This window comes from Thermosynechococcus sp. PKX82 (assembly GCF_031583255.1).
In the GTDB taxonomy this organism is placed as follows: domain Bacteria; phylum Cyanobacteriota; class Cyanobacteriia; order Thermosynechococcales; family Thermosynechococcaceae; genus Thermosynechococcus.
This window is the reverse complement of the sequence record NZ_CP134169.1, coordinates 1,135,258-1,160,731: the sequence shown is the minus strand read 5'-3', so window position 1 is coordinate 1,160,731 and position 25,474 is coordinate 1,135,258. Positions and strand designations below refer to the sequence as shown.

Here is a 25,474-nt window from a genome sequence, read left to right as displayed (position 1 = left end):
CAGCTTTATCAGTGCGAGTCGTCATCTTCATCGCGATAAATCTTTTATCTACATTCTTCCTTGCCAAATACTGTTTAGAATCTGTGCTGCTATGATGAACTCCGCTTCCAAAACCCCATCCCCTACACCCACTGTTAGCACCGATATGGTGCGCACCTACCTACAGGAAATTGGACGCGTGCCGCTGCTGACCCATGAGCAGGAAATTATTCTGGGTAAACAAGTGCAGCAAATGATGGCACTGCGGGAAAAACGCGAGGCTCTCACCAAGGAACTGGGACGTGAACCAACCTTTGAAGAATGGGCGGCGGCCTCTCATCTCACGCCGGCGGAATTGCGCAATCTCCTTAAGCGCGGCGAACGCGCCAAGCAAAAAATGATTGAAGCCAACCTACGGCTGGTGGTTTCGGTGGCCAAGAAGTATCAAAAACGCAACCTTGAATTGCTGGACTTGGTGCAAGAGGGCACCCTTGGCCTTGAACGCGGTGTGGAAAAGTTTGATCCCACGCGCGGCTATAAGTTCTCTACCTATGCCTACTGGTGGATTCGTCAGGCCATTACGCGGGCGATCGCCCAACAGGGGCGAACCATTCGGCTGCCCATCCACATTACCGAGAAGCTGAACAAGATCAAACGCACCCAACGCGAATTGGCGCAAAAATTGGGACGGAGTGCAACCCCTGCTGAGGTGGCAGCAGCCCTAGAACTCGAACCGGAGCAAATTCGTGAATACCTGACCCTTGCGCGCCAACCCGTTTCCCTTGATCTGCGCGTTGGGGACAATCAGGACACTGAACTCGGTGAACTGCTCGAGGATGACAGTCTTTCGCCAGAGCAATTTACTACGGTGGAGTCCCTCCGCGATGATGTCAACCTGTGGCTGGCGGAACTTACCCCGCAACAACGGCAAGTCCTCACCCTGCGCTACGGGTTAGGGAATGGCCAAGAGCTGTCCCTTGCTAAGGTGGGTGAACAACTCAACCTCAGCCGTGAACGGGTGCGGCAACTGGAGCGGCAAGCCCTTGATCATCTGCGGCGGCGGCGCCAGCAAATGTATGAATACTTGGCCAGCTAAGGCGTGGATTGAGGCGCTTGATCTGCAACCCCATCCAGAGGGGGGCTATTTCCGTGAGGTCTATCGCTCAGCAGGGAGTATTCCCGCAGCGGTTTTGCCTTCAGGTTTTCAGGGGGGCGATCGCCCCTACTGTACGAGTATTTACTTTTTGCTCCCCTCCACGGCCTGTTCGCGACTGCACCGCATTGCCAGTGATGAACTGTGGCACTTTTACACGGGCAGTAGCCTGACGATTCATGTGATTCTACCAACGGGCGAGTATCAGCCCCTGCGCTTGGGGATGAATATCGATCAGGGGGAGCAATGGCAACAGGTGGTACCAGCGGGAGCATGGTTTGGAGCAACGGTGGATGCGCCAGACAGTTTTAGTCTTGTGGGGTGTACGGTGGCGCCGGGATTTGACTTTCGCGATTTTGAATTGGGCGATCGCCAGCAATTGCAGCAGCAGTTTCCTCAGCACCAGAGATTAATTGAACGCTTGACGCCCTAGACATTAAAGAGCGTTTGCAAGCGGCGACGAATCCACTGCAAGGGGGGCAGGCTTTTGATTTCTTGGGAGTTCACGAGGCCGAGTTCTTGGAGAACCTGTTGTCGTGCCGCTAGCTCGTGGGCAATCTCTTCCGCCAATTGGGGTTGAGCTTGCAGCAGGCGCTGTACCGCTGAACGATGCACCACAAATAGAACTGTTTCTTCTAACGCCCGCACTGTGGCCGATCGCGGCATTCCCGTTAGCACTGAAATTTCGCCAAAGAAATCGCCCTCATAGAGGGTGGCTAAGATTTGATCCAACTGCTCAGAGCGCACTTCCACTGATCCCTCAAGGACAATGTAAAAGGCATCCCCCGGATCGCCCTCAGAGCAGATAATTTCCCCCACACCATAAAATTGACGATTGCCCAACTCAATCAGCATTTGCAATTCCGCATTGGAACAGCAGGAAAAGCAACTGATATTGCGCAGTAGATCAGCAAGGGAGGGTTCGGTTTTGACCATTTCAGGAGCTACTGGCTCACTCACCGCTGCGGTTTCGGGCACACTGGCCACAGAACGGTGGTAGTAATGAGCCAAGGAGCGCAGTTCCCCCAAGTCGCGCAACCGCAAATCCAACTGGGGAAAAGGCACTTCAATCTGCCGCTGCCGTAATTCCTGCTCAATGAGAAAATTGAGGGCGCTTTTAATGGGTTCAGAATCTTGGGGGCGGTTAATCCACACCAGTAGTTCAAAGAGGTAGGCATTCTCGCCAAAACCGCGAAACCAAACGCTGGGGGGTGGGGTGAGCAGGACGCGCGGATCCTGACGGGCGGCACTGAGGAGCGCTTCGGTCACCAGAACCGTATCACTGCCATAGGCGACACTCACAGGGATATGGATACGGCTATCGGGACTACCGTAACTCCAGTTAACGACGTTCTTTTCAATAAAGCGGTTGTTGGGGACAATCACGTACTGGCTATCGTTGGTGCGGATAATCGTAGCGCGAATTGAAATTTTCTCCACCGTGCCCAGCAGGCCATCCACTTCAATAAAATCGCCGACTTTAATCGGATGTTCCAACAAAATCGCTAAACCGCTAATAAAGTTACTGGCGAGGGTTTGCAAACCAAAACCAAAACCGATCCCCAAGACCCCCGCTAACACCGTCAGGGAACTGAGGTCAATGCCCGCGGTTTGTAGAACAACAATAAAGCCAATAAAGCTGAGGCTATAGCTAACCACACGGGTGATGGTTTCTTGGCTACCGCGATCCACCCGTAACTGCATGAGAATCCGACTCTTGAGCCACTCGCTCACCCAGCGGGAGGTAAAAATCACTGCGAGGGAGAGAAAGAGAATTAAAAAGAGAAAGTTTAGGGTAATTTGCGTCCGCCCCAACTCCATAAAGGGGGTGTTAAACACCACGGCCACCCGTTTGAGGAGAAACTGAATCGTGCTATCGATGCGCTCATGCCAAGGGGAAAGACTTTGAACCGATTGCAGAATCCAAGATAAAACGAGTGCCCAGAGTAAAATCCGCAGCGTCAGGCGCAATAGACTAGCGCCAAGGGAGAGCCAAGGCTGGGATTGTTGGCTGGCTTTTTGGTCAAGCCGCTGTTGCAGTTGATGAATCCCCAAGTTCAGCAGCAGCCAGTCCGTGAGCATCGCAATGCCAACAATCCCCACAATTTGAGCCGCTTCAATGAGCGCGACCCGCAGCCGTTGAGTTCGCGCCAGTTGAGCAATGAGAATACTTGAAGGGGCTGCTGCTAAAAATAAACTGAGGTACTTCATCATGGTCCTAAAGATTGTGCGCGAGCGGCTTTAATGACTGCCACCACGTCGGCATGTTTTCCATCCAACGCCCACACCAAAGCTGTCCAAGAATTCTGATCCTTGGCGTTGAGATCTGCACCTGCTGCAATCAGTTGTTTGACCGTAGCCGTCTCTCCTTTGGCTGCTGCGGCCATTAAGGGGGTCAAACCAAAGGTCGTTTGAGCGTTGACATTGGCACCGGCGGCTAACAGTTTCTCCACAATGGCGGTATGTCCACCGCCGGCAGCAGCCATCAATGGTGTCCAACCCTCGCTGTCCCCTTGGTTAACATCGACGCCGGCGACAATCAGGGCATTGACAATCTCCGTGTGCCCCAGTTCTGCTGCCAGTGCCAGCGCTTCCGTTTTCAACTCGATACCGTTGGCGATCGCCTCGTGGACAGCGGTCAGGTCTCCTTGCTCAATGGCGGTTTCAATTGCTGTCATTCCCTGCGTCATTGCCTGTAGCCTGCCTCTAATAAAGAAAAGATAATCTATCTGAGTTAAAATGAGGTCTGCATTGAGTTCAGGATCGCATGCAATGGATATTATCACGCTCGGTTGGGTGGGTGTTCTCAGTGTCTTTACGCTCTCGATCGCCTTTGTGGTGTGGGGTCGCCACGGCATGTAGCCACCTAGGACTGGGGCAATGACGGTTTCATTGGCGGATCTTCTGGTTCTGGTGGCCTTGCTGCTGCTGATTGTCGTCACTGGTGGCATTGGCTATCTGACTTTTGCGGAGTGGCGCGATCGCCGGCGGCTGCAAGCAGAGCAAAAAGAACAACGACGGGGGCGCAAGCGTTAATGGTTGCTCCTCTACGGCTTTTGGGCGATCGCCTCCTCAGTGCCCTGCAAACCGCACTTCCTTTAGATACCTATCCCCAGCCGCTCCTGCTGCCGGCCAGTCAAGCCAAGTTTGGCGACTATCAATCCAATGTTTGCCTGAGCCTCGCCAAGCAGGTGGGCAAAGGACCCCGTGAGCTAGCCCAAGAGGTGGTGGCACATCTCAATGTTGAGGATCTCTGTCAACCCGTCGAAATTGCTGGTCCGGGCTTTCTCAATTTTCGTCTCAAGCCAGACTTTCTGGCGCGCAGCCTGCAAGCCGCTATTGGGAGCGATCGCTTGGGGATTCCGCCAGCGCGAGAGCCACGCCGGGTGGTGGTTGATTTTTCTAGCCCCAACATTGCCAAGGAAATGCACGTGGGTCACCTGCGCTCCACGATTATTGGTGACTGCATTGCCCGCATTCTGGAGTTTCAAGGCCACAATGTCCTGCGGCTCAACCATGTGGGGGACTGGGGAACGCAGTTTGGCATGCTCATTGCCTACCTTGAGGAGGTTTATCCCGACGCCCTCACAACCGCCAATGCCCTTGACTTAGGTGACTTGGTGACATTCTACAAAAAGGCCAAGCAACGCTTTGACAGCGATCCAAACTTTCAGCAGAAGGCACGGCAGCAGGTGGTGGCACTCCAGCAGGGAGAAGAACAGAGTCGCCGCGCTTGGCAACTGCTGTGTGAGCAATCCCGCCGCGAGTTTCAAAAGATCTACGATCTGCTGGATATTGAACTCACCGAACGAGGGGAGTCCTTCTACAATCCCTTTTTGCCCGCGGTGATTGAGGACTTAGCCGCTCTTGGCCTCGTGGTGGAGGATCAGGGGGCAAAGGTCGTCTTCTTGGAAGGTTTCACCAATAAAGAGGGGCAGCCCCAACCCTTAATTATTCAGAAGTCCGATGGGGGCTACAACTACGCGACCACGGATTTAGCCGCCCTGCGCTACCGCATTGACAAAGACCGAGCAGATTGGATTATCTATGTTACCGATGTTGGGCAGTCCACCCACTTTGCCCAAGTCTTTCAAGTGGCGCAGCGCGCGGGTTGGGTGCCGCCCCATGTCACGTTAACCCATGTCCCCTTTGGCTTAGTGTTGGGGGAAGATGGCAAACGCTTGAAAACCCGTTCTGGGGAAACGATTCGCCTGATGGATTTGTTGACGGAGGCGATCGCCCGCAGTCGAGCGGATTTAGAACAGCGCCTTGCCACTGAAGGCCGTCGTGAATCTCCAGAATTCATTGACACCGTGGCACGGGCGATCGGTATCGGTGCTGTCAAATACGCAGATCTTAGCCAAAACCGCAACAGTAACTACGTCTTTAGCTACGACAAGATGCTCTCCCTACAGGGGAATACTGCTCCCTATTTGCTCTATGCCTATGTGCGTGTCCAAGGACTGACACGGCGCGGCGACATTGATTGGCGCACCCTCTCACCAGATACCCCCCTTTTCCTAGAGGATGAAACAGAGCAAAACTTGGCCAAGCACCTTGTGCAACTGGAGGAAACCCTCGACCTTGTGAGCGCTGAGCTATTGCCCAACCGCCTCTGCCAATACCTCTTTGAACTGAGCCAGCTTTTCAACCAGTTCTACGATCGCTGTCCCATCCTCTCGGCAACTGAGCCAACGAAGCAATCCCGTCTCACCCTTGCCTATCTTACTGCTCAGACCCTGAAGCTAGGACTATCCCTACTGGGGATTCGGGTTTTGGATCGGATTTAGCGCCTTCTCGCTATACTGGGGCGCAGCACCACTGTTGTTTCTGGAATTTTCTAGAGTGAGGGAAGCCTGTTCTCTAACCTTTTGCTGGCGGTGATTTTCCTGCTGATATGGCCGCACATGTATCTCATGCAGTTTTATTTTCGGCTATTTCGCCGTGAGTTACCCAACAGCCTAGAACTGGGCGCTTTGTTCATCATGTTCGTCATGGCAGGGGGGACAGGTCTCGGTCTGCTAGGGGGTATCGCCGTGGGTTTGGGTCTATTGCCGTGGCTTTGGCCTGAGTTGGGTCAACTATGGCAAGGGTTAACGGTGGTCGCGATCTATTTTGTGAATTCGCTGATCTGGTTTGAACTCGGCTATCGCTGGGGTCAGTGGGAAGCAAAGCGTTAAGTCTCTTCACAGTGTTGAGCCTGTTCTATTCATGGGAAAAGGGCTGTAAGATACATTGGTTGTTTGTGCGATCGCGACAGCACAATGATTAAAAATGATATTTGGATTCGAGCCATGGCGGCTCAGGGCATGATTCAGCCTTTTGAACCGACACTGGTGCGGCGGGTGGCTGAGCAGCCCGTGATTAGTTTTGGCCTTTCTTCCTACGGTTACGATATTCGCCTCAGCCCGAAGGAGTTTCGTATCTTTCGCCATGTGCCGGGGACGGTGGTGGATCCCAAAAACTTTAACCCGGCAAATCTGGAATCTGCGCCCCTCCATGAAGATGCCAATGGTGCCTTCTTTATTTTGCCCGCCCATTCCTACGGTCTTGGGGTGGCGCTAGAACGCCTACAGGTTCCTGAAAATGTCACGGTTCTGTGTATTGGTAAAAGCTCCTATGCCCGTGCGGGGATTATTGCTAACCTGACACCGGCAGAGGCGGGCTGGCGAGGCCATCTGACCTTAGAATTCTCAAATTCTTCCAGTGCAGACTGTCGCATCTATGCCAATGAGGGAGTGGTGCAATTGCTCTTTTTTGAGGGTGAACCCTGCGATGTCAGTTATGAAACGCGGCGGGGCAAATACCAAGATCAGCCGGAGGCCGTCACATTGGCACGGGTTTGAGTGAGTTGCTGCAACAGCCGTTGGGGTCCATGGTGTCCCCATTGATAGCCCTGCTGAAGATAGGGGTCTAGGCGGCGGCGAATCTGTTGGTAGCCCCAGAAGATCACTCCCCCCTGGAGGACAACAGTCGTATTGACTCCCCAGAGTTCACTGCCGAAGGTCAAGCCTTGCCAACTGGAAAGATAAATCGCCGCATACCACAGTAAGACAAACTGACTCAGACTCCCAAAGGCCGGTAGGGGAAAGGGCACGGCATAGGCTTGGCACGCTTTGCGGATATAGGCAAGGGTACTGACTATCGCCAGCACGACATCGAAAAATCCCCCCGGCAGCAGCAGGCTACCCACCATCTGTGCGGTTAACCAAGACCATGCCGACGTGTCTTGCGTGCCAAGAGCTGCCCCGAGGTTCTGTTCAACTTGGCTGGCTTGGTGGAGAATTCGCAGGGCACGGGCTTGGGGAGCCTCCTGTTGTAACCACTGCTGAAGAAGCTGTCGCAGTTCTGGAATGCCTTGACCTGTTGTGCTGCTCACGGCAATACCTTCGGCCATTGGCGGGTAGAGATCCACCTTGGTGACAATGAGCTTGTGGGGAATCCTAAGGGTGTTTAGGCGATCGCGGGCTTGGCATTCGACGGGGGTAAGGCTGTCTTGGGTCACAAAAAGGACAAGATCGGCAGTCTCAACGGCACTCCATGTCATTTTTTCCCGTTCACTACCCGCGACTTCATCCAGCCCAGGGGTATCCGTGAGATCGACGATTTGATCTTGACAGTGCCAGCGAACCGTTCGCGGCCATCGAGTCGTGCCATGAAGGGCGCCCACAGGAAAAATCGCTTCGCCATAGAGGGCATTTAAAAGGGCGGACTTGCCGCGGCTCACTTGACCCAAGACAACAATGTGCCATGCACTCTGGTGGAGGCGATCGCGCAACTCATAGAGGGGCTGCCATTGGGCACTCAATTGGGGATGGTGCACCTGATGCCACGCGAGAAGTTCCTCTAGACATTTAGCCGTTATGTCTAGGATAGGGAGGCTACTCACGGCGAAGGAGCGACCAATTGGAGGCCACCACTAAACCAACCGCAGCAATTAAGACGACAGGAAAGGGAATTACCCACTGCCGTAGGTGCAATACGGCTTCGCTGAGCAGGAACAAAATAATAAAGCTGGCGATCGCAATCCCCATAGGCTAGCGACGGCGGCTGGATTCTTCTAAAAAGAAGGCCTTTTCCCCACTGGGCAAGGTGGCATCGCGGAATGTCCGTACCCGTGCTAGGCGATCGCGCCCCCCGAGAATCGCATCCACTAACTTTGCCCCCCCGAGAATGGCTCGATCCAAACGAGTGATGAGTAGGCTTGCCCCGCTGAGGTTGGCATTGGTGAGATTGGCCTTCGTTAAATCAGCATTATTGAGGACAGCCCCGCTGAGGTTGGCGCTGCTCAGGTTGGCACCGCGTAAATTGGCAGCATTGAGGTTTGCCCTCCGCAGATCCGCTCCCTGAAGATTCCGACCCCGCAAGCGGGCATAGCTGAGATCACAGTTGGGGCAGTTGCCCGTGCGCCGCAGTTGTTCTAAATGGGCTGGATTGGCGGCCCAAGCAGGGGTACTGACTAGGAGCAGGAAAAGGGCAGGCGCAACCTTGGCAATCATCGCACTCTCTCAACGGTGTCTATACTGGACATCCTAACCTACGCCGGTTGTACCAGATTTTCAAGGCCATCCACCACCTTAGCCGAGAGAATTTTATCCCCTTGGCGCAGTTGCCGCAGGGTTTCTTCTCCCTCCACGACATAGCCAAAGACGGCATAGCGACCATCCAAAAGGTTCAGTCCTGCGGGGGTCAACTCCGGTTCAAAGAGCAAAAAGAAAAACTGCGAGGAACCACCATTGGGATCATCACTGGGTCGGGCTAAGGCAACGGTGCCATAGGCAGCAAACGGCAGCACAGGATGTTCGAGGTAACGACCCGCATCCTCAAGGGTGATGCCATAGAGGGGATACTTGTCGCCCTCCACCAGAATTTCAAGGGGAATGGCACGGTATTGGTTCGTTTCTGGATCAATAAAGCCCACCTCTGGCCCTGGGGGATCTCCTGCTTGCAGCACATAGGATTCCTCAGCACGGGTAAAGGGGAGGCCATCGTAGAAGTGGCGTTGTACTAAATCCACAAAGTTGCCGGCGGTCAGGGGGGCACTGTAACCATCGACAACAATCGTCAGGTTCCCCTTAGTAGTTTCCATTTCCACGGTGGCACGGCCCAGCAATCGCGGCAGGTGCTCGTAGCCCTTGGGAGGCGTATAGCTCACGTTTTGTACCATCATGGCCTCCAAGTCCCCCACTTTGTCGAGGGCAGCGGCTTTAGCGGGCAAGAGTTGGCTGCGATCTTTGGTTTTGGCGGCTTCCTGAAGTGTATCGAGGGAGGTCTCTAACTCCGCCAAGAGGGTTTTGGCCGCCTCCTGTTTCTCGGCAGGGATACTTTTGAGCAGTTCATCGGCGCGATCGCGAACAATGGCTTTCGCCTTGCTGATGTTACTGGCAATTTTTGACCACTGTTTGCCCCGCACCCAAAAAGAGATTTGTTCTAGATCCTTTTGCAGTTCTCGTACCGTTGGATTGTCAATCGGTAAGGCCCAACGGAGCAGCGCTTTGGGATCAGTAATGGCATTCCCTTGGGGCAGGGCAGCAATTAATGAATGATCAACAGGCAGCGCGATCGCCAGTGGCGGCAGCAGGAAGGTTCCCAACCAGAGGAGCAGTATCACCAAAACAGCAAGCCAGCGTTTGCGTCGTTTCACCGTTTCTTCCCATGACCGTCTCCCCCCAGTGTATCGGACAGGGCGATCGCCCTCCAAGGGGGAGCTTTTCATTTTTATTTCATTTTCTTGAAGCTTCTGTGTTAGGCTGAGAATTATGAAAGAATTATGAAAATGGAAAATGCAATGCGACAACTGAGTTGGTTATTGGTGGGAGTACTCGTAGTGGGGGGATGTGCCGCTCTTGCGCCTGAGCAGCGGGAAACAACTGGTCAAATGCAAACCGACCGGGATGAACGCCCCTTGGTGCTGACCACGTTTACAGTCCTTGCGGATATGGCGCAGCAGGTGGCGGGCGATCGCCTGCGGGTGGAGTCACTCATTAAAGCGGGAGCGGAAGTCCACGGCTATGAATTCACTCCTAGTGACCTTGTGCGGGGACAGGAAGCTGCCCTCATTTTAGAAAATGGCCTTGGCCTCGAACGCTGGGGCGATCGCTTCTACAACAGCCTACCGAATGTGCCCCGCGTCACGCTCACAGAGGGGATTACCCCCATTCCCATTCAAGAGGATGCCTACCGCGGACAACCCAACCCCCATGCTTGGATGTCACCCCAAAATGCCCTGATTTATGTTGACAACATTCGCAAAGCGCTCACAGACCTCGATCCTGCTGGCGCGGAGATCTATGCCGCCAACGCCGCAGCCTATAAAGCCCAAATTCGCGCCCTTGATCAAGAGCTACGTCAAGCCCTAGCAGCCCTCCCCGCCAACAAACGCTACATCGTCACCTGTGAAGGTGCCTTCTCCTACCTAGCGCGGGACTATGACCTTGAGGAAGTGTATCTCTGGCCTGTGAATGCCGATGAGGAAGGGACGCCGCGACAAATGACACGGGTGATTGACATTGTGCGACGGCAACAGATTCCCGCTGTCTTTTGCGAAAGTACGGTTAATGCCGGTCCGCAACAACAGGTGGCGCGGGAGTCTGGCGCCACATTTGGCGGCATTTTCTATGTGGATTCCCTATCGTCCCCTGAGGGCAATGCCCCCACCTATCTTGAGCTCCTGCGCTACAACATCCACACCCTGATTCGCGGTCTCACCGGGAGGACAGCCTCATGATTTCTAGCCCTGCCATTGATTTACAAGATGTGACGGTGGCCTATCATCGCCATCTTGCCCTCCATGGGGCAACGCTGCAACTGCCCGCCGGCACGATCTGTGGGGTGGTGGGCATGAATGGGGCGGGTAAATCCACCCTTTTCAAGGCCATCATGGGGTTTGTCAAGCCGATCCGAGGTCAGGTGCGCATTCATGGCTTACCCCGACAGCAGGTACAACGGCAGTCCTTGGTGGCCTATGTCCCCCAGAGTGAAGATGTGGACTGGCAGTTTCCGCTGCGGGTTTGGGATGTCGTGATGATGGGGCGCTATGGCAAAATGAACTGGCTGCGCCAACCAACCGCGCGCGATCGCCAGCGGGTACGGGAAAGTCTAGAACAGGTGGAATTGTGGCCCTTGCGGCACCGCCAAATTGGCGAACTCTCCGGCGGACAAAAGAAGCGAATGTTCCTTGCCCGCGCCTTTGCCCAAGAAGCACAGGTGTTGCTCTTGGATGAACCCTTTGCGGGTGTGGATGTAAAAACGGAGAAACTGATTATTGATCTCCTCATGGCGGAGCGGGAGAAGGGGCACACGATTCTCATCTCCACCCACGATCTCTCCTCGATTACCACCTTTTGTGATCAGGTGGTGCTGGTGAACCGCAGCATCCTAGCCTATGGCCGCACCAGTGAGGTCTTTACCCCTGAAAATCTCGCGCGAGCCTTCGAGGGATCCCTGCGGATCCCCCGCCGCTGTGACTAGCCCCGACGAATCGGCGTACCACAGGGATAGGTGGCTACAGGTGCTGCAGGGGGCAGGTCTTTCACCTTGTGCTGAAGTTGCGCTTGCAGGTAGAGCTGCTGCAGGCGTTCGACCATTTCGCCGCGGCGATCGTAGAGGCGTTTGAGGGGACGGGGTTGACAACGATTGAGGCAGTAGGCGGTAAGGATGGGAAGAGCGATCGTGCTATCGGTGTAGCAGACTACGGTATCCCGCAACCCTTGGGGATCCACCTTGCCCCAACTGACGGCTTCACTGGGCACAGCGCCCGAGAGGCCACCCGTATCCGGCCGCGCATCGGTAATCTGAATAAAGTAATCGTGCCCCCGTTCCTCTAATCCCAAAACCTCGTGGATCTGTGGCTGGGTTTGCAGCAGGAAGTTTTTCGGACTCCCGCCACCAATAATGAGAGCGGCGCTCTTACCATTTCCTTCAGCGGCTTCGCGGGCAAAGTAGGCAATCGCAGCGGTTTCATTGACATCAATGGCGGGGTCAATGATCAGTTTCGACCCTTCGAGGGCGATCGCCGCCACATTCATACCAATGGAGCTATCACCGGGGGAGGAGGTGTAAATGGGCACCCCACACTCATAGGCCGTGGCCAAGAGACAGGAATGGGTTTGTCCCCGCTGCACTTCCAGTTCGCGGACATAGCGCCCTAGGTGATAGTGAAACTCGGCGGTGCCCATGCGGCGTTGGAAGGTTTCACTGCGCAGCACTTGCCGCAAAAACGCATCGGTTTCAAGGAGCACATCGTAGTCAAAGATAATGTCATAGATGCGGATTTTGCTTTCCTTGCGCAGTTGCACATCATCGACAAAAGGATGCGCCGCATAGAGATCCATGCCGAGGGCATAGTGAATATCGTGGTAGAGGTTTGCTCCAGTACTGATGATGTAATCAATAAACCCAGCGCGCACCAAAGGCGCCAGAGCCGAGATTCCCAAACCCGCAGGCGTCATCGCCCCTGAGAGGCTCAGACCAACCGTCACTTCTGGCCGAAACACCCGTTGGCTCAACAATTGGCAAATTTCCCGTAGCCGTGCTGAGTTATAGGCGGTGAAGTATTTATCAATGAGTTCTGTCAGGCTGATATTATCGGGAATGGGAGCAGGGGTAATGGGGGTAGCAAATGCAGACATCGGTCGTTCCTCGCAAGCTAATTCCACAGCAGGCGCAGCCGCTCAGGCGGGAACTACCCCAACCATAGCATTGCTTAACCCGCTGAGGGGTGTTTCATGATTTTGAATAGCTAAAAACTTAAAGTGCCGTAACAGGGCGGAACGTGCTCAACACTTCTGATCGACCCAGTTCACAACGGTGTGAACCTCCAGTTGCAGGCCGATCAGCTCATACTCGGTCCTTCGCAATTATCCACAACCGAGAGTGCAGGGATGGCTGCTCGCCGTTGGCGCAACCCCATTTCGAGATACCAAGTGGTGATGTTGGGATAGCCCATCAACGTCAATTGTTTCACTGTTGACAAGTCCCATGCCCTTACATTACGAGATCACTATAACACTTCATTACCTAATTTGCCGTGCGCCGTGCCTATTATGTTTTTGGTACTTGTTTCACCGTCTTCCTCATTCTCTACCTCTTGCGAGGAACCGGTTGGCTGACGATGCTGCCGGGAGGAATTTTCTTAATCCTTGCCATGGCCAGTTGGTTGACGGGACTTTGGTTGCTGCTCACCTTCTTGAAGCAGCGCTATTGACGCTTGGATAGCCTCGCTCTATAAGGCCACCGCTAGTTGCGGGGATTCTAGGGGCAGCGGTTGCAGGGGGACGGTCGTTGGTGTACTTGGCAATAGGGCGGTACGAAACTGGGGTGAGTTTCCATGCCAAAACTCGGCCATAAAGGCAGTGGCGTTGTTGGTAACGACATTGACCACAGGATGCAAGCCCAAAAACATGCCGCCAAAGGTAACGGCTAAATTGGGTAGAGAAATCAAGGCGACATTTTGATAGGTGCGCTCTAGGGCATCGCGGGCAATGGCCATGCCACGGCCAAGGGCAGACCAGTCGCCATCCAAGAGAACGACCACTTTGGCATTGGGGGCAAAGGTAGGGGGCTGCCAGCGAATCGGTAGCCATGTGGCTTCAGGACAGGAGCAGGTGTCACCAAAGCTAATCCAACCCACCCGCCGCCGCTTACCCACGAGGTAGGCCTGCAGATCGGTGAGGCGATCGCTCGTCAGATCTGTGGTGCCCTCAAGGGGCGAGCCTTGATCTTGCAGCAGATAGATATGAAGGCCAAGGTGTCGCAATTGCTGAATCAGGATTTGTGCCCGTTGGGGCTGGGGAAGACCTGCGCGCGCATCAATCACCAAGCTCTCTAGTTGTGCCAGTTGCTCTAAAGTACCAGCGGTGGGTAAATAGATCCCCTGTTGCACAGCAAATACCTGCGCCGAGAGCATTACCGTCCGCAGCGACAGTTGCACACCACTGCCAAAGTCAAATTGTAGGGGGGCGATCGCTGGCCCATAGGCTCCCGTAGCCAACCAGAGGGCACCACTGAGGGCAAGGGTTGGCAGCACCGCATGGCGCGCAAATTCCCCCTGTTGGTGGGCAAGGGCACTGTCATAGACCGGTTCAGTGTGTAGCAGATCTGTAATGAGACCAAGGCGTGTTTGCCAGCCAGTACGCACTACCCGCAGCTGGACTTGTCCTGTCAGGATTTGACAGCCGGCATAGAGAGCATCGCCGGGACGACACACCCACACCTGTCGCGAGAATTCAAAATGGGCAGGCTCCACTTCCGCCAATCCAGCAACAACACTGCCATCTACGGGCACAACATCCCCCGGCCGCAGCCACAGGAGATCCCCCGCTTGTAACTCCTGACTTTCAATCGTCAGGGAATGTCCTTGGCGTTCCACCGTCAGGTGTTCGTAGTGAGCCATCAAGACACTGGGATATCGATGCAACTGTTGTCGTCGCTGGCGATCGCGCACATCTGCCCGTACCCCCACTAGGGCAGTCTTCAAGGCAGGCGCTAAGAACTGGCCATTGACGGTATGCAGTGCCATCCAGAGGCTATCGAGCAAATCCACATTGGGAGGATGCCCCTGACTAATTTGATGCCCCACCCGCTGAAACCAAGGCCAAGCACTGGCCAAGACCGTTGCCCCAACCACCGCGAAGGGCAATTCCAAGGGCACACTGAGGAGCGAGACTCCCAAGGCCACTAAGGGCAGTCCCAAGCGTTCCCAATCGGTTTCAAGGCGAGCATCGGCCTCGACTTGTGCTTCGTAATCTTCAAGGGCGATCGCATCCGCAGGAGCCGCACTATCCGGCAAGGGCTGCGGCATGGCCACCATGGCTTGCTGAAAACAGTGATTCAAACTTTCATAGACCGCCGCTTCATGGAGCAAATGGGGTTGATACTCCACCACCACCGTTGCCGCTTGGGGATTGAGCCGTACCCGCTCGACAATGGCCAAAGACTCCAGCAACTGCACCAATAACTCTCCGTAGGCCGAATCTCGCTGCACACGCGGCACCCGAAATCGCACCCGTCCTGTTGTGGCATGGACAATTTGCTGCTCCATCAACGCTCCCGTGAAGTTCAATCAAGACAGGTGACGCACCGTTTCTCGTGTGGCGTAATCCATAAAGCCATAGGCTAATGTTTCCAAAATCATTTCCCACCCTTCAGGTCTCGACAAATCAATACCTCTAACATCTACGATATAGATTGGATTTCCCTCTCGATCAAAAGCAATTGTATTTTCTTTTTCTGCTAAAATTATTTTCGGTGTTAGGCATCCTGTTACTTTTAATTTGTAGCCCGCTTTTTCACATATTTCCTCAAGTGTATAAATCACTTCATAGGAGTAACACCTTTTCTCATATTTTGGCGGTGGTATAAAAACACGATATAGTTTTCTCATACTTCTAAATCGAGCAAAATTTGACTATTTTTCTGTGTTGACTTACGTAATGCACTTGCTTGTTGAGAATTGTTTTTGCACATTTCTAGATACTTTGAATTATCACTAATTGCCAATTTAATGAGTTTTATTTTTTCTTGATCTAAGTAGTTTTTCAAAATATCAATTCTTGGATTTTTCATCATGTTTAAGATGCGAATAATATCTCGCTTATCTTTATCGCCTTTTGATGAATGAAACCTGTCAGAATAAGCATCTAACTTAAGAATTAATAGATGCTCTAAACACGCACAGGGCAAATTATCAATAACTATTTTTTCTGCATTGACCTCACAAAAGGGTATAGCGAGATGATTATTTCTTTCAACATAGACATCAAATTCCCATCCATTCTTAATGAGCTGATACTTATTTAAGCGCCGGTTTGGTGTGATCTCTTCCAAATCTCGTAAATCTGCAAAATCAATAAGGGAGATGTAGAAGTCTCCATCATGACTGCTTTCAGCAAGATGCAATAGACCTTGGGATTTGCTGTGCAGATAAACTGCGATTCCGCCAATAAAAATCGCACCGTCAGGGAACAGTTCAGCTAGTTCTTGGCTGGTTTTAAGCAGTTCTTCCATCAGAAGCTCGCCAAAGGTTATGGTCGTAATCGTACGCTGAGTAAGTCTACCTGTACGATAGCAAACTTGAGTCAAGCCACAAAGTTTTCCAAATAGCCTGTCAATCAGGAGACCATATCAGAAGGCTGTAGATCACTTCCTAGGCTAGAGGGGAGCACCTGAGATCAAAAACGAGCCATTGTCGCTTGACAAATTAAAGTCATAACGACTACGCTTTAGAAAGCAACGTTATGTAGAGGACTCCACCATGCTACCCAACCGTGAAGGGCAACGGGTTCCCGACGTCACCTTTCGCACCCGTGAAGGCGATCAATGGGTCAATGTCACCACCAATGATTTGTTCAATGGCAAAACCGTTGTTGTGTTTGCTTTGCCGGGCGCTTTCACCCCTACCTGTTCTTCAACCCATCTCCCCGGCTACAACGAATTAGCACCCCTATTTCGTAACTGTGGCGTGGATGATATCCTCTGCATTTCCGTGAATGATGCCTTTGTCATGAATGAGTGGGGCAAAACCCAGCAAGCCGAGAATGTGCGCCTCATTCCCGATGGTAATGGTGAGTTTACCGCCGGCATGGGAATGCTTGTTGATAAGGAAGACCTTGGCTTTGGCAAGCGCTCTTGGCGTTATTCAATGCTGGTGAAGGATGGCGTCATCGAGAAAATGTTCATTGAACCCGAAGAACCCGGCGACCCCTTTAAGGTCTCGGATGCGGAAACGATGCTCTGCTACCTCAACCCCAGCTACAAGCGGCAATGTGTTTCTCTCTTTACAAAGCGGGGCTGTCCCTACTGCGCCAACGCCAAAACCATGCTGGCGCAAAAGGGCATTCACTACGATGAGATTGTCATCGGTGAGGCGGCTAGCCTGCGATCGCTCCAAGCAGTGACAGGGGCAACAACGGTTCCTCAAGTCTTTATTGACGGCCAATACATTGGCGGTTCGGAGGCACTGGCAGAGTACCTAGCGACCAATTGTTAAGGATCTTCGCTAAAGCAGCGGCAGGCAAGGATTTCACCCAAAAATGGAGAATGAACTGCCTGCATCCCCGCCATCTATGACAAAGCCACGCTTTTGGACACGCTTTTTCCTGTGCCTATTGTTCACTTTTTTACTGGTGGTGGGGCAGGCACAGTGGCCTTTAATGGCGCAAGATGCCCAAGTACCCCCAGCGGCGGCTGAGATTCAGGAATACCCAGTGATCCTCGATGGCGAAGTTTTGTTTGAGGTGCGTGAAGGCATTGGCTCCTTTACCCCCGAGGAACGGGCGGCAGCGATTCAACGCCGTATCCTGCAAGTGGCAGAGGATGAAGATATTCCCGTTGAGAGCATTACCATCAAAAGAGTGGGCGATCGCGACAATGTCAGCGTGGTTCAAGACAACCGCCCGCTCGTCACCATTACAAAAGCCGATGTGGGCGATCGCCTAGAAACGCAAGAAGAAATAGCGATTGAACTCGCCCAGCGCATTCGTGAGGCCATTACCCGTTATCGCCAAGATCGCGTTCCCCAAAACCTGCTCAAAAATACTGTTTTTGCAGTTTTAACAACGATTCTCACCCTAATCCTCGCGATGACCTATTTTGGACAACTGCCACCGTCATGGTTCCAGACTCAGATTGCCTATGCAGAATTCCTCGACACTTTTGCCGAAACTTCAGAACGCCTAGACAGTCTCGAAGCCTTTGCAGCCCTCTGTGAACGCTGTGGTGAAGCCAACCCCTTTGCCAAACTTCCTAGCGATTCTAAGGATCAAGGGCTGTATCTACTGGCTACTTGCTAGGCTAGGCTTAGGTAATGTTTGGAGTAGCGGATCATGAGTCTTCTTGGCAATATCATTTGGTTGATCTTTGGCGGCTTCCTGACGGGCATTGGCTATATGCTGGGCGGTGTGACGCTGTGCCTGACGATCATTGGCATTCCCTTTGGGATTAAAGCGATTCAACTGGGTTGGAGTGCTCTATTGCCCTTTGGAAAGCAAATTGTTGAAGCGCCCGATGCCAACAGCACCCTAACGATGATCTTTAATATCCTGTGGCTTTTGGTTGTGGGCTGGGGCATTGCCCTCAATCACCTCTTTTGGGGGTTGCTCTTGGCGGTGACGATTATTGGCCTGCCCTTTGCGCAGCAGCATTTCAAGCTGATGATTTTAGGATTACTGCCCTTTGGCCGTGAGTTGAGGTGATTACCAGTAATGGGGGGCTAGGGTGCCCCCTCGATGCTTACGCAAGCTTCAATTGCTGCAACGCAGACTGAAGCGGAAACAGATTGGGTCAGCCAACTGGAAGAAGATTCAACAGAAAGTGGCAAAGCTGCATGAACAGATTGCCCGCACCCGCAGGGACTTTCACTAGCGGGATGAGCGTCACTTGAGGATGCCAAAGTAGTAGGCGGCAACCAAGAAGTTAATGGCCAACAGCAGCACAGCCCAAAAGGTACGGAAAGCGTAGGTGGGTTTTGCAGATTTTGTTGCCATAGTTGACATCCTCTGGATAGGAAACGGCAACCCTATTATACGCCGATAGTCTCCTGTATGCCGAGGGCGACGTGATATACTGCAAATCAAACCTAGCCGCGAGCTAGACTGCCTAGGGTATCAAAAAATAATCTAAAGCCCAAGATTGGTCTAAAGGTTGCTAGAGTATATTTTTAAGGCTACAGATTCGTTATAAGGGTTCTGTTTATGTCCAGTGCATTGTCCGTTACAGATGCCACCTTTGAAGAAGAAGTATTAAATAGTGATATTCCTGTACTGGTGGACTTTTGGGCGCCTTGGTGTGGACCCTGTCGCATGGTGGCTCCCGTTGTTGATGAAATTGCCAATGAGTACCAAGGCAGAGTCAAGGTTGTCAAGGTGAACACTGACGAAAACTCTAAGGTGGCCACCGACTACGGTATTCGCAGTATCCCAACACTGATGATTTTCAAGGGCGGCCAAAAGGTGGATATTTTGGTGGGTGCAGTACCCAAAACCAAAATTGAAGCAACCCTTGCCCAGTTCCTCTAAGCTGGATACGCCCCTACTGCTATGGTTCCTGTTGAGCCAGCGATCGTCATCCATGTCAATGGCACTCCTCACACCCTGAGGCGATCGCTCTCGATTCCAGAACTCTGTGACTTGCTCAACATTCACCCCCGCCTTGTTGCCATTGAATACAATGGTGAGATTTTACATCGGCAGTTTTGGGAAACCACCTATGTGCAGGCGGGCGATCGCTTGGAAATTGTCACGATTGTCGGTGGCGGCTGATGCGCGGGTGGCGATGGCCTCTAATTGCGCTACTGGTTTGTCTATGCACCCTCAGCCTCGGAAGCTGTGCTGGCCTAATTACGCCGCGTGGCAACCAATTGGTGACCGCCGTCACCTCAGACCCAAAAACCTTTAACTATGCCCTGAGCCAAGAGTCCCCCAATGTCTTTAGCTACCTTTATACAGGGTTAATTCAAGAAAATGGCCTCACGGGTGAGCTGGAGCCAGCCCTCGCTGAATCTTGGCAAATTAAGCCTGAAACCCTCGAGATTGTCTTTCAACTCAAGCCGAATCTGAAATGGTCGGATGGGATGCCCCTCACCAGTGAGGATGTGGTCTTCACCTACAATGAGATCTATTTCAATCCTGAGATTCCCACCAGTAGCCGCGATATTCTCCGTATTGGCCAGAAGGGGCTGCTGCCCGAAGTGACCGCCCAAGGCGATCGCCAAGTGACGTTTAAGCTCCCTGAACCCTTTGCGCCGTTTTTACGCAATACTGGCTTGCCGATTTTACCCGCCCATCTGCTGCGGCAAGCGGTACGAGAACGGGATAGCCAAGGGCGATTGAAGTTTTTGTCCATGTGGGGAACTGATACGGATCCACGGCAAATTGTTGGCAATGGCCCTTTTGTCATGGATCGCTATGTGAATAGCCAGCGGTTGATTTTTCGGCGCAATCCCTTCTACTGGCGATCGCCCCTGCCCCATCTGGAACGCTTTATTTGGCAAATTGTGGAATCCACCGACACCGCCATGCTGCAATTTCGCTCGGGCGGTCTGGATCTATTTGCCGTCACCCCTGAGATGTTTTCCCTCCTCAAGCGGGAAGAAAAGCGCGGCCAGTTTCGCATCTACAACAGTGGGCCGAGTCCCAATACCCTTTTCCTTTCCTTTAATCTCAATCGCGGTCGCCGCAATGGCAAGCCCCTTGTGGATCCCGTGAAGTCCGAGTGGTTTAACGATGTGCGGTTCCGTCAGGCAGTGGCCTATGCCCTCGATCGCCAGCGGATGATTAACAACATTTACCAAGGTTTAGGGGCACCCCAACATTCCACCATTCCCGTCCAAAGTCCCTTTTACTTCTCCCCAGAGCAGGGACTGCCCACCTACCGTTACGATGTGGCCAAAGCCAAGGAATTACTGCAAGAGGCAGGCTTCCGCTACGACAATCAAGGTCGCCTCTTTGACGCTCAAGGGAACCGCGTCCGCTTTTCACTGATTACCAATGCGGGCAACAAAATCCGTGAGGCGATAGCGACACAAATTCAGCAGGACTTGGGGGCGATCGGCATGCAGGTGGATCTGCAATTTTTGGCCTTTGGCACCCTCGTGGATCGTCTCTCCAATTCCCTAGAGTGGGAAGCCCATATCCTCGGTTTTACGGGGGGTGGCAATGAACCCAATAGCGGTGCCAATATCTGGCGCGTGGATGGCCTTTTGCATACGTTCAATCAGCAACCGGCACCCAACCAACCGCCGATCACGGGTCGAGTGGTGGCCGACTGGGAGCAGCGCATTAGTGATCTCTATGTGCAGGGAGCACAGGAACTCAATTTAGAACGCCGCAAGCAAATCTACGCTGAAGCCCAGCGGCTGGCTCAGGAATATCTCCCCTTTATCTACTTGGTGAATCCCCTCTCCCTCACGGCTTTTCGCAATCATGTGGTGGGCGCGAATCCCACGGCGCTGGGGGGTGCCCTGTGGAATCTCGATGAACTGAAAGTGGAAATGGCAGCCATGGATTAGGCCTCTTCGGGTTTGGTCTCCGGTGGCACTTCGGTTCGGTTGTCTGCGGCTAACTGTACCTTGGCCTGTTGCCATAGGGCTTCCAGTTCTTCTAGGGTGTAAGTTTCAAGGGGGCGATCGATGGCCGCCTCAATACACTCCAAGCGTTGGATAAAGCGTTGGTAGGTTTGTTGCAGGGCATTCACAGGATCTAGTTGGCACCAGCGGGCAAGGTTAATCACACTAAAGAGCAGGTCTCCCAATTCCGCAGCCTGTTGCTCGGCATTCCCTTGCAAAAGGGCCTCCTGAAACTCCGCCAGCTCCTCGTAAAATTTCTCCCATGCACCGCTAATGGTTGGCCAATCTAGGCCAGCGCGACTGGCTCGCTCACCAATTTTCATACCCGCCATCAGGGGGGGCAGGGTACGGGCATAGCGTTGCAGCTTTTGACTCAGGGGGAGGCGGTCTTCAGTCCCTTTTTCAGCCGCTTTGATTTGCTCCCATTGATCGCGCACCTCTTGCGCAGTGGTGAGTGCCACTTCACCAAAGACATGGGGATGGCGGCGGATCAGCTTATTGGTAATCCCTTGAATAACTTGGGCGAGGGTAAATTGATCGGCTTCTTGAGCCAGTTGACTCTGGAGCACGACTTGCAGCAACAGGTCTCCCAATTCTTCGGCGATCGCCCCGGTGTCTCCCTCTTGAAGGGCATGGACAACTTCATAGGCCTCCTCAAGAACGTAGGGAATGAGGGTGGTGGGTGTTTGCTGCAAATCCCAAGGGCAGCCTCGCTCAGGATGGCGCAGTTCTCGAACCACGTCAATCAAGCGTTGAAATTGAATCAGTGCCTCTGGTAAGGGGGGTGGCACATACAGTTGTAGCGGGCAGGTGGCCTCTGTTAGTTCTGCCAATTCGCCAAGGGTGAGGAGTGTGCTCTGGTGTTGGGCGTCAATGAGTGTCAAGGGTGTCTCTAAAGGCCAGTGGTGGCGGAGGTGGTGTGCTAAGCGGTGGGCGATCGCCAGCGTCGGAATCTCCGTAATCAGACCCCCTTCAGGCAATTCTGTTGCTTCTGCCAAGACAGTTGCCGCCGACAAAACAGTTAAGGACATGGCCATAGGCGCAATCACTGGACGCTGCATCACGATTGTTTGCCTATCATCGCCAATTTCCTGATGTTCTTGCTAGGGGTCTCCTAAATGTTGCCCGTCAGGTGGCTGCCCTTAGGGTCAATTGAAAGGAGATAAACTAAGTGTAACGAAACATTTCTTTAGGCTAATCATGGCAGATTTTCTGTTGCGAGCAACGGCTGCGGCTGAAGGCATCCGTGCCGTGGGCGTCATTACCACTCAACTCACCGATGAAGCCCGCCAACGCCACCAACTCTCCTACGTTGCCACGGCTGCTTTGGGACGAACCATGGCCGCTGGCTTAATTCTCGCCTCTAGTTTCAAACAGCCCCAAGCACGGGTGAATGTGCGCATTCAAGGCAATGGCCCCCTAGGAACGGTTTTCGCGGATGCGGGTGCCGATGGCACGGTTCGCGGCTATGTGCAGTATCCCAGTGTTGAACTGCCCCCCAATGCCAAGGGCAAACTGGACGTGGGTGCGGCAGTGGGGCGTCAGGGGTATCTCTACGTCATCCACGATCTTGGCTACGGCTATCCCTATTCCAGTACGGTGGAGCTTGTCTCCGGGGAAATTGCCGAAGATGTCACCTACTACCTCGCCACTTCAGAGCAAACCCCCTCAGCCCTGATGTTAGGCGTTTTTGTTGAAGAGGCCGGGGTGACTGCCGCCGGTGGGTTGATGTTACAGGTGCTACCCAAAGCTGCCAATGATGAACACCTGATCGCCACCCTTGAAGAACGGGTGGCCAATCTCAAGGGCTTTACACCCCTGCTACAGGCGGGGCGGACACTGCCAGATATCTTTCAGGAACTCCTTGGGGATATGGACTTGCAACTCTTGCCCCAACGGCAAATGGTGCGCTTCCACTGTGGCTGTTCCCATGAACGGATGCTAGCGGCACTCAAGCTCCTAGGGGAGGCAGAATTAAAGGATATTCTAGCCACAGAGGCGAAGGCGGAAGCCACCTGTCAGTTCTGTAATGCTGTCTATTGGGCGGATCAGCCGATGTTGGAACAGTTGATTGCGGAGTTGGCCACTGCCTCAGTCTAAACCCTTGTTTCTGAGGAGTTTGCGTCATGTCCAGTGTGGTTGCGACTGCCCAACCCCCGTTGCATTTTCTCCCCCAGCGGTTTAGCTATCCAGTTTGGTGGACGGCGGCACGGCTCCTGCCCTTTTACATCCGCTACGGCCTTGGTCTCAATCGGGTGGAAGGGGTGAATGTCGAGACCCTTGCCCGTTATTACGAGCAGTTTCAGCGGGGACAGGTGCGGCTCCTCATTGCCTTTCGCCATCCTTGTACGGATGATCCTTTGGTGATGGGCTATTTGATGTGGCATCTATTGCCGCAAACAGCACGGCGGCTGGGCATTCGCTTGCGTCACCCCACGAATGGTTATTTTCTCTACGATCGCGGGATTCCCCTCTGGGCAGGGGAGCAAATTGGTTGGCTCTTCTCACGGTTGGGGGGGATTTCCATCATGCGCGGCAAGCTCGATAGCCAAGCCCTGCGATCGGCACGGGAGTTACTCTTGGAGGGACGATTTCCCCTAGCAGCAGCGCCGGAGGGGGCAACGAATGAACACAATGAACTGGTCGCACCTTTAGAGCCGGGCGTGGCACAACTGGGATTTTGGTGTCTGGAAGATTTGACGAAGGCGGGGCGATCGCTCCCTGTGGTCATTCTCCCCGTTGGCATTCAGTACAGCCTCAGTCAGCCCTCTTGGGAACGCATGGCCATGCTGATGGCACAACTGGAGAACCGCCTTGGCTGCCCCACCAATTCTCAGAGTACCGAACCGCAGGACCTCTACCGCCGCCTGCTCAATTTAGCGATGCATCTGCTGGATCGCCTAGAGACCTTTTATGCCACGTCCTACCGCCAAGATTTTCCCGAACTGCCCCCCTTTGACTCCCCCAATGCCGAATTGGCAGCACGGATTCAGCGACTCCTCAACAGTGCCCTTGTAGTGGCAGAGTCCTACTTTGGTCTTAAGGCCAGTGAAGATTTTGTGAGTCGCTGCCGACGGATTGAACAGGCCGCTTGGGAACGGATGTTTCGCGGTGATTTGGCACAACTGTCTGCCGTAGAGCGCTGTTTAGCCGATTGGTTGGCCGAGGAAGCCAATGTGCGATTACGTCATATGCGTCTTGCGGAGCGATTTACCTCGATTACGGGTAGCTATATCCGTGAGAAATTCACGATTGATCGCTTTGCCGATGTGGCACTGATCCTCTGGCGGACGTTTGATTGGTTAGAGGGAAAAAGCCCCAATGTGAATCGCTTGGTGGGCTTGCGGCAGGTGCGCCTCAGTGTCGGAGACCCCCTCAATTTAGAGAGCTATTGGCCGCTGTATCGTCGCGATCGCCAAGGGGCACGACAGGCCGTTAAGGAAGTCACTGACCAGATTCGCCAGCAATTTGAAGCGCTAATTGTGCCTACGGATTCTTAGAGGGATTCAAGCCAAACACAGGAGCGATCGCCCCTCTTGAAGCTGCTGCAGTGCCCTCAAAAGATCACTCGTCAGTTCTTGGGCAGCACTTTTGGGGTGGGTAACATTGTAATTGCCCGTACTCAAGGGAGCACCAATGATCACCTTGACCTCGCTTCCCCACTGCGGATAGGGCTGAGCATAATCGAGTAAAATCGGCAGAATCTGGATCGCTTCTTGACAGCGCTGAGCTGCCTGAAGGGCTAAACGCGCCAAGCCCGGCTTTAGGGGATGAATCTGGCGATCGCGAAAGATATTGCCCTCAGGAAAGACCACCAAGGCCTGTCCCCGCCGCAGGAGTTCCACACCTGTCCGCAAGGCACTCACCGAAGGCGCTTGGGTATTGACGGGAAAACCACCACACTGACCAATTACCCAGCCTTGCAGTCCCAGCATTTCATCGTGGGAGACCATGTAGTAGAGGTCGCGTCCACTCACCCGCCGTCCCGTCACATAGGGAATAATGAGCGCATCCCAACGGGAACGATGGGTGGGTGCCAAGATCACGGGCCCCCTTTTGGGTATCTGCTCCTGCCCTTGCACCTCAAGGGTACGAAAATAGCGCCGCAGGACAATATCCCCCACCAGACGGTACATCAGGGGAGTGAGGAGAGGCGAAATGTGGGGGAATGAAGACTTGACAGAATCTAGCATCAGGCGTGAAGAGTGAACCGGCTGTGACACACAAAGACTAGCCTCGGGCGATCGCCCCAATCTGGCTAGGGATGGCGAACCAGTTCG

The 25,474-nt window shown here is 53.5% G+C and carries 32 protein-coding genes; 18 read left to right on the top strand and 14 right to left on the bottom strand.

Going from position 1 to position 25,474, the window contains the following annotated elements; translation table 11 throughout:
* Positions 1-91 precede the first annotated feature (91 nt).
* The gene (locus RHH53_RS05525) at positions 92-1,075 is read left to right on the top strand and encodes an RNA polymerase sigma factor, RpoD/SigA family (protein ID WP_315862901.1); all 984 of its coding nucleotides are present in this window, start codon (positions 92-94) and stop codon (positions 1,073-1,075) included.
* Complete coding sequence (locus RHH53_RS05520) at positions 1,056-1,565, top strand: cupin domain-containing protein (RefSeq protein ID WP_302679057.1); 510 nt, start codon at positions 1,056-1,058, stop codon at positions 1,563-1,565. The genes RHH53_RS05525 and RHH53_RS05520 overlap by 20 nt, the downstream gene beginning before the upstream one ends.
* Here the strand turns inward: RHH53_RS05520 and RHH53_RS05515 are convergent.
* Together RHH53_RS05515 and RHH53_RS05510 are read right to left on the bottom strand one after the other, a co-directional pair.
* A complete protein-coding gene (locus RHH53_RS05515) occupies positions 1,562-3,346 on the bottom strand; it encodes a mechanosensitive ion channel domain-containing protein (protein WP_310453432.1) in 1,785 nt (594 codons plus the stop codon). The two genes, RHH53_RS05520 and RHH53_RS05515, sit on opposite strands and share 4 nt — an antisense overlap.
* Positions 3,343-3,810 (bottom strand): ankyrin repeat domain-containing protein, encoded by a 468-nt coding sequence (locus RHH53_RS05510; protein ID WP_310744210.1) that lies wholly within the window; start codon positions 3,808-3,810, stop codon positions 3,343-3,345. Before RHH53_RS05510 ends, RHH53_RS05515 begins: the two co-directional genes overlap by 4 nt.
* A 94-nt stretch (positions 3,811-3,904) precedes the next feature.
* On the opposite strand from RHH53_RS05510, the gene petN reads away from it, so the two are divergent.
* The 5 genes from petN (at position 3,905) to dcd (ending at position 6,978) form a co-directional block, all read left to right on the top strand.
* The gene (gene petN / locus RHH53_RS05505; RefSeq protein WP_011056671.1) at positions 3,905-3,994 is read left to right on the top strand and encodes a cytochrome b6-f complex subunit PetN; all 90 of its coding nucleotides are present in this window, start codon (positions 3,905-3,907) and stop codon (positions 3,992-3,994) included.
* Positions 3,995-4,012: 18 nt separating this feature from the next.
* A complete protein-coding gene (locus tag RHH53_RS05500; RefSeq protein ID WP_149817663.1) occupies positions 4,013-4,168 on the top strand; it encodes a hypothetical protein in 156 nt (51 codons plus the stop codon).
* Positions 4,168-5,922, top strand: a complete 1,755-nt coding sequence (gene argS, locus RHH53_RS05495; protein WP_310744209.1) for an arginine--tRNA ligase — start codon at positions 4,168-4,170, stop codon at positions 5,920-5,922. Before RHH53_RS05500 ends, argS begins: the two co-directional genes overlap by 1 nt.
* A 126-nt stretch (positions 5,923-6,048) precedes the next feature.
* Positions 6,049-6,312 (top strand): hypothetical protein, encoded by a 264-nt coding sequence (locus RHH53_RS05490; protein ID WP_302676543.1) that lies wholly within the window; start codon positions 6,049-6,051, stop codon positions 6,310-6,312.
* An 84-nt stretch (positions 6,313-6,396) separates the two neighbouring features.
* Complete coding sequence (dcd, locus tag RHH53_RS05485) at positions 6,397-6,978, top strand: dCTP deaminase (RefSeq protein WP_181496856.1); 582 nt, start codon at positions 6,397-6,399, stop codon at positions 6,976-6,978.
* Here the strand turns inward: dcd and RHH53_RS05480 are convergent.
* From RHH53_RS05480 to RHH53_RS05465, 4 genes are read right to left on the bottom strand one after another with little or no spacing between them, the layout of a single operon-like run.
* Positions 6,945-8,021, bottom strand: a complete 1,077-nt coding sequence (locus RHH53_RS05480) for an Era-like GTP-binding protein (RefSeq protein ID WP_310744208.1) — start codon at positions 8,019-8,021, stop codon at positions 6,945-6,947. The two genes, dcd and RHH53_RS05480, sit on opposite strands and share 34 nt — an antisense overlap.
* Positions 8,014-8,166, bottom strand: a complete 153-nt coding sequence (locus tag RHH53_RS05475; RefSeq protein WP_190278162.1) for a hypothetical protein — start codon at positions 8,164-8,166, stop codon at positions 8,014-8,016. The genes RHH53_RS05480 and RHH53_RS05475 overlap by 8 nt, the downstream gene beginning before the upstream one ends.
* A 3-nt stretch (positions 8,167-8,169) precedes the next feature.
* Positions 8,170-8,631: a pentapeptide repeat-containing protein gene (locus tag RHH53_RS05470; RefSeq protein WP_310744207.1), complete on the bottom strand. Its 462-nt coding sequence runs from the start codon at positions 8,629-8,631 to the stop codon at positions 8,170-8,172.
* A gap of 38 nt (positions 8,632-8,669) precedes the next feature.
* A complete protein-coding gene (locus tag RHH53_RS05465) occupies positions 8,670-9,848 on the bottom strand; it encodes a peptidylprolyl isomerase (RefSeq protein ID WP_310744206.1) in 1,179 nt (392 codons plus the stop codon).
* Between the two features lie 60 nt (positions 9,849-9,908).
* Between RHH53_RS05465 and RHH53_RS05460 the strand changes: the two genes are divergently transcribed.
* Together RHH53_RS05460 and RHH53_RS05455 are read left to right on the top strand one after the other, a co-directional pair.
* Entirely contained in the window at positions 9,909-10,859 is a 951-nt protein-coding gene (locus RHH53_RS05460; RefSeq protein ID WP_225901664.1) for a metal ABC transporter substrate-binding protein, read from the top strand.
* Positions 10,856-11,602 (top strand): metal ABC transporter ATP-binding protein, encoded by a 747-nt coding sequence (locus tag RHH53_RS05455; protein WP_302679049.1) that lies wholly within the window; start codon positions 10,856-10,858, stop codon positions 11,600-11,602. Before RHH53_RS05460 ends, RHH53_RS05455 begins: the two co-directional genes overlap by 4 nt.
* Here RHH53_RS05455 and speY read toward each other — a convergent pair.
* Together speY and RHH53_RS05445 are read right to left on the bottom strand one after the other, a co-directional pair.
* Entirely contained in the window at positions 11,599-12,762 is a 1,164-nt protein-coding gene (gene speY / locus RHH53_RS05450; RefSeq protein ID WP_286649814.1) for a homospermidine biosynthesis protein, read from the bottom strand. The two genes, RHH53_RS05455 and speY, sit on opposite strands and share 4 nt — an antisense overlap.
* Positions 12,763-12,965: 203 nt before the next feature.
* Positions 12,966-13,097 (bottom strand): hypothetical protein, encoded by a 132-nt coding sequence (locus RHH53_RS05445; protein ID WP_255451698.1) that lies wholly within the window; start codon positions 13,095-13,097, stop codon positions 12,966-12,968.
* A 63-nt stretch (positions 13,098-13,160) separates the two neighbouring features.
* On the opposite strand from RHH53_RS05445, the gene RHH53_RS05440 reads away from it, so the two are divergent.
* The gene (locus tag RHH53_RS05440) at positions 13,161-13,337 is read left to right on the top strand and encodes a hypothetical protein (RefSeq protein ID WP_286626373.1); all 177 of its coding nucleotides are present in this window, start codon (positions 13,161-13,163) and stop codon (positions 13,335-13,337) included.
* Positions 13,338-13,355: 18 nt separating this feature from the next.
* Here RHH53_RS05440 and RHH53_RS05435 read toward each other — a convergent pair whose 3' ends face one another.
* The 3 genes from RHH53_RS05435 to RHH53_RS05425 all read right to left on the bottom strand — a co-directional run bounded on the left by RHH53_RS05435 (position 13,356) and on the right by RHH53_RS05425 (position 16,138).
* A complete protein-coding gene (locus RHH53_RS05435; RefSeq protein ID WP_310744205.1) occupies positions 13,356-15,173 on the bottom strand; it encodes an HMA2 domain-containing protein in 1,818 nt (605 codons plus the stop codon).
* Between the two features lie 21 nt (positions 15,174-15,194).
* Entirely contained in the window at positions 15,195-15,449 is a 255-nt protein-coding gene (locus RHH53_RS05430; RefSeq protein ID WP_310744204.1) for a hypothetical protein, read from the bottom strand.
* Positions 15,450-15,511: 62 nt separating this feature from the next.
* The gene (locus RHH53_RS05425; RefSeq protein WP_310744203.1) at positions 15,512-16,138 is read right to left on the bottom strand and encodes a hypothetical protein; all 627 of its coding nucleotides are present in this window, start codon (positions 16,136-16,138) and stop codon (positions 15,512-15,514) included.
* 247 nt (positions 16,139-16,385) lie between these two features.
* On the opposite strand from RHH53_RS05425, the gene RHH53_RS05420 reads away from it, so the two are divergent.
* The 3 genes from RHH53_RS05420 to RHH53_RS05410 all read left to right on the top strand — a co-directional run bounded on the left by RHH53_RS05420 (position 16,386) and on the right by RHH53_RS05410 (position 18,324).
* Positions 16,386-17,120: a glutathione peroxidase gene (locus tag RHH53_RS05420; protein WP_310744202.1), complete on the top strand. Its 735-nt coding sequence runs from the start codon at positions 16,386-16,388 to the stop codon at positions 17,118-17,120.
* A 76-nt stretch (positions 17,121-17,196) separates the two neighbouring features.
* Positions 17,197-17,922: a hypothetical protein gene (locus RHH53_RS05415; RefSeq protein WP_310744201.1), complete on the top strand. Its 726-nt coding sequence runs from the start codon at positions 17,197-17,199 to the stop codon at positions 17,920-17,922.
* Between the two features lie 33 nt (positions 17,923-17,955).
* Entirely contained in the window at positions 17,956-18,324 is a 369-nt protein-coding gene (locus tag RHH53_RS05410; RefSeq protein WP_310744200.1) for a YccF domain-containing protein, read from the top strand.
* Positions 18,325-18,504: 180 nt separating this feature from the next.
* On the opposite strand, the gene psaX is transcribed toward RHH53_RS05410, so the two are convergent.
* A complete protein-coding gene (gene psaX, locus RHH53_RS05405; RefSeq protein WP_081711791.1) occupies positions 18,505-18,615 on the bottom strand; it encodes a photosystem I protein PsaX in 111 nt (36 codons plus the stop codon).
* 207 nt (positions 18,616-18,822) lie between these two features.
* On the opposite strand from psaX, the gene trxA reads away from it, so the two are divergent.
* The 3 genes from trxA to RHH53_RS05390 are packed head-to-tail and all read left to right on the top strand — an operon-like array spanning position 18,823 to position 21,137.
* Positions 18,823-19,146: a thioredoxin gene (gene trxA, locus RHH53_RS05400; RefSeq protein WP_149817697.1), complete on the top strand. Its 324-nt coding sequence runs from the start codon at positions 18,823-18,825 to the stop codon at positions 19,144-19,146.
* A 21-nt stretch (positions 19,147-19,167) separates the two neighbouring features.
* Positions 19,168-19,389: a sulfur carrier protein ThiS gene (gene thiS / locus RHH53_RS05395; RefSeq protein WP_302679041.1), complete on the top strand. Its 222-nt coding sequence runs from the start codon at positions 19,168-19,170 to the stop codon at positions 19,387-19,389.
* A complete protein-coding gene (locus tag RHH53_RS05390) occupies positions 19,389-21,137 on the top strand; it encodes an ABC transporter substrate-binding protein (protein ID WP_310744199.1) in 1,749 nt (582 codons plus the stop codon). Before thiS ends, RHH53_RS05390 begins: the two co-directional genes overlap by 1 nt.
* On the opposite strand, the gene mazG is transcribed toward RHH53_RS05390, so the two are convergent.
* Entirely contained in the window at positions 21,134-22,255 is a 1,122-nt protein-coding gene (mazG, locus tag RHH53_RS05385) for a nucleoside triphosphate pyrophosphohydrolase (RefSeq protein ID WP_310742773.1), read from the bottom strand. The two genes, RHH53_RS05390 and mazG, sit on opposite strands and share 4 nt — an antisense overlap.
* A 139-nt stretch (positions 22,256-22,394) precedes the next feature.
* Here mazG and hslO point away from each other — a divergent pair, with 139 nt between their 5' ends.
* Together hslO and RHH53_RS05375 are read left to right on the top strand one after the other, a co-directional pair.
* Complete coding sequence (gene hslO / locus RHH53_RS05380) at positions 22,395-23,294, top strand: Hsp33 family molecular chaperone HslO (RefSeq protein WP_206201392.1); 900 nt, start codon at positions 22,395-22,397, stop codon at positions 23,292-23,294.
* A 26-nt stretch (positions 23,295-23,320) separates the two neighbouring features.
* The gene (locus RHH53_RS05375) at positions 23,321-24,694 is read left to right on the top strand and encodes a 1-acyl-sn-glycerol-3-phosphate acyltransferase (RefSeq protein ID WP_206201391.1); all 1,374 of its coding nucleotides are present in this window, start codon (positions 23,321-23,323) and stop codon (positions 24,692-24,694) included.
* Between the two features lie 6 nt (positions 24,695-24,700).
* Here the strand turns inward: RHH53_RS05375 and RHH53_RS05370 are convergent, their stop codons facing one another.
* Positions 24,701-25,387, bottom strand: coding sequence for a 1-acyl-sn-glycerol-3-phosphate acyltransferase (locus RHH53_RS05370; protein WP_302679039.1), 687 nt, complete (start codon positions 25,385-25,387; stop codon positions 24,701-24,703).
* Positions 25,388-25,474 lie beyond the last annotated feature (87 nt).